General features: G+C 72.8%; 2 protein-coding genes. One reads left to right on the plus strand and one right to left on the minus strand.

Translation table 11 applies throughout. The features are described from left to right. The first annotated feature begins 310 nt into the window (after window positions 1-310). On the plus strand, window positions 311-1669 hold the full coding sequence (locus ACTIR_RS0112825) for a sodium/calcium exchanger protein (protein ID WP_026454590.1): 1359 nt from the start codon (window positions 311-313) through the stop codon (window positions 1667-1669). A gap of 70 nt (window positions 1670-1739) precedes the next feature. Here ACTIR_RS0112825 and ACTIR_RS23145 read toward each other — a convergent pair. Then, window positions 1740-3238: DUF885 domain-containing protein (locus ACTIR_RS23145; protein WP_065388579.1), on the minus strand; the 1499-nt coding region annotated here is incomplete at its 5' end.

The raw sequence follows: 3238 nt of genomic DNA on the forward strand, positions 1-3238 counted from the left end.
AGCGAGGCGAGGGCACCACCCACGAGCAGGCGATAGGTCGCGACCGCGAGCGGATGCAGACCGGCCGCCCCGGCCAGGACCGAGCCCGCCAGACCACCGGTCCCCCACAGCACCCCCGCGGCCAGCAGACCCGCCGTGGCCACGGCGGGCTCGGACGGGCGGAGCCGGGCCACGGGCACGCAAGTTCTCCAACCTGTCGTCGACGGACCGGCCCGGTCCGGACCGAGGGGGCACCCCGGAGGATAGCCGTCCGGCCCCGGGGGCCGACCCTCGGTGTTTCGATCTTGTGACCCCCGGGAACATTGCCCGGGTGCCGGACACCGCCCTCTCCCCACCGCCCCCGCTCCCCGCGGCCGCGCTGGTCTCGCTGCCCGGTCTCTACCTCGGTGCCGCCGACTACCTCGGGTTGCCGCACCCCGCGGTCGCGGCCCCGCTGGCGGCGGTCGTCTACGGCGTCGCGATCATCGGTGCGGCCTTCCTGCTGTCGTGGGCCGCCGAGGCCGCCCAGGTCGACATCAACGGCGGGCTCGCGCTCGCCCTGCTGGCCTTCCTGGCGGTGCTGCCGGAGTACGCCGTGGACTTCGTGTTCACGATGCGGGCGGGGATGATCAACGCCGAACAGGGGCACTGCCTGCCGGACGCGGAGGGGGCCAATCCGTGTTCCCTGGCGCTGGCGAACATGACCGGCGCCAACCGGATCCTGGTGGGGATCGGCTGGCCGCTCGTGGTGCTCGTGGCCACGCTCGCGGTCGTGCGGGCACGGCGCCGGGGCGGCGCGCACAGCGTCTCCGCACACGTCGGGTGGGTGCGCCTGCCGCGGCGGATGTCGGTCGAGGTGTTCTTCCTCGGCGCCGCGACGGTGTACTCGCTGCACTTCCCGCTGCGGGACTCGCTGACCCTGGTGGACGCGGCGGTGCTGGTGTCGTTGTTCGTGCTCTACGCCTGGCGCCTGGCCAAGGCGCCGGTGGAGGAACCGGAGCTCACGGGCACGTCGGCGTGGATCGGCACCCGACCGGCACGCCCGCGGCGCTGGCTCTACGGGCTCCTGTTCGGGTACGCGGCCGTGGTCATCCTGGCCACGGCGGAACACTTCGCCGAGAACCTCGTGCACACCGGCACCGAACTGGGCATCGACCACTTCCTGCTCGTGCAGTGGGTCGCCCCACTGGCCAGCGAGTCACCCGAACTGATCGTGGCGTGTCTGTTCGCCTGGAAACTGCACGCGAGCTCGGCCCTGGGCACGCTGTTGTCCAGCAAGGTCAACCAGTGGACCCTGCTGGTGGGCACGATCCCGGTCGTGTTCGCGCTGTCCTCGGCCTCGTTCGACGGCCTGCCGATCGACCTGCACCAGCGCTTCGAGCTGCTGATCACGGCGGCGCAGTCGCTGTTCGCCGTGTGCATCCTGCTCACGCTCACCATGACGGCGCGCTGGGCCGCCACGCTGCTGGTGCTGTTCCTCATCCAGTTCGGCACCAGCATCGTGCTGCCCGAGGAGCAGGACCGCCTCGTCATCGCCGTGCTGAGCGTCGTCTACGGTGTCCTGTCGCTCGGCCTGCTCATCGCCCGGCGCGCGGAGCTGACACGGGTGATCCGGGACGGGACCGCGACACCGTTCGCGGTGCTCCAGCGCGCCGACGAACAGGAGGCGGCGCGGCTGAGCGGCGAGTGACCGACGGCTGTCCGTGGGAGGTCACCGCCGACCCGGGGTGGTGTCGCGGTGCCTCCCACGGCCCCCCGCCTCAGGTGTCGTCGGCCATCAACTGCGTACGCAGGGTGTCCAGCCCCATGCCGCCCATCCGCAGGGCGCGGGTGTGGAAGTCCCTGAGGTCGAAGGCGTCCCCGCGGCGACGCCGGACGTCCTCCCTGGCCTCCAGCCACAACCGCTCCCCCAGCTTGTAGGCCGGGGCCTGCCCCGGCCAGCCGAGGTACCGGTCGATCTCGTCGTGCACATGGTCCGCGTCGGTGATCGTGCGGGTGAGCATGAACTCCAGACCCAGGTCGGGGGTCCAGCGCTCACCCTCGTGGAAGCCGGTTCCCGCCGGGATCTCGAGTCCGAGGTGCATCCCGATGTCGACGATCACCCGCGCGGCCCGGAACAGGTGCGCGTCCAGCATCCCGAGCAGGTTGCCGTCGTCGGTGAGGAACCCGAGATCGCGCATCAGCCGCTCGGCGTAGAGCGCCCACCCCTCGGCGTGGCCGGAGGTGAGCGCGAGCAGCCGCTGGAACCGGTTCAGCGACGCCTCGTGCACCCCGGTCGCGATCTGCAGATGGTGCCCCGGCACCCCCTCGTGGTAGACGGTCGTGACCTCCCGCCACGTGGGGAACTCCGTCCGGTCGGTGGGCACGGACCACCACATCCGGCCCGGCCGGGAGAAGTCCTCGCTCGGGCCGGTGTAGTAGGCCCCGACCGGCCCGCCGGGCGGGGCGATCCGGCACTCCAGGCCCATCAGCGCGTCCGGGATCTCGAAGTGCGACCCGCGCAGCGCCGTGAGGGCGTCGTCGGACAGCCGCTGCATCCACTCGCGCAGCGCATCCTGACCGCGCACGCGGTAGCGCTCGTCGGCGTCGAGCGCCTCGGCGGCCTCGGCGGGGGTCGCCCCCGGCCGGATGCGGTCGGCGACCTCGGCGATCTCCCGCTCGATGCGGGTGAACTCCTGCCACCCCCATTCGTAGGCCTCCCGCGGGTCCAGGTCGGCACCGAGGAAGTAGCGGGACCACAGCCGGTAGGTGTCCTCGCCGACGGCGTCGGTGGTGGGTGCCTCGGGGGCGAGTTCGGCGCGCAGGAACCCGGCGAGCTCGGCGTAGGCCTCCTGGGCGGTGTGCGCGGCGTGCCGGAGGTCCGCGCGCAGGGTCTCGGGCACGCCTGCGACCCGGTCGGCCCCGGCGACCAGCGTCTCGAAGTAGCCGGTTCCGCCGCTCAGTCCGGCCCACACCTCGGCCTGCTCGGCCACCTTGGTGACCTGCCGCAGGGCGGGGGCGCGGCCGGCCTCGGCGGCCGCCAGCAGGGAGGTGCGCACCCCGTCCAACGCGCCCGGAACCCGGGACAGCCGGGTGGCGAGGGTGGCCCAGTGCTCCTCGGTGTCGGTGGGCATCAGGTCGAACGCCATGCGCAGTTCCTGCACCGGGCTCGCGATGACGTTCAGCGCGGCCTCGTCCTGGCCCGCCTCGTGCAACTCCAGCTCGATGCCGACCCGCTCGGTGAACACGGCCTTCGCCAGCCGCTCGGCCTCGTCGGCGG

Origin of the sequence: Saccharomonospora iraqiensis subsp. iraqiensis, from assembly GCF_000430445.1 — a bacterium.
GTDB classification, from domain to species: domain Bacteria; phylum Actinomycetota; class Actinomycetes; order Mycobacteriales; family Pseudonocardiaceae; genus Saccharomonospora; species Saccharomonospora iraqiensis.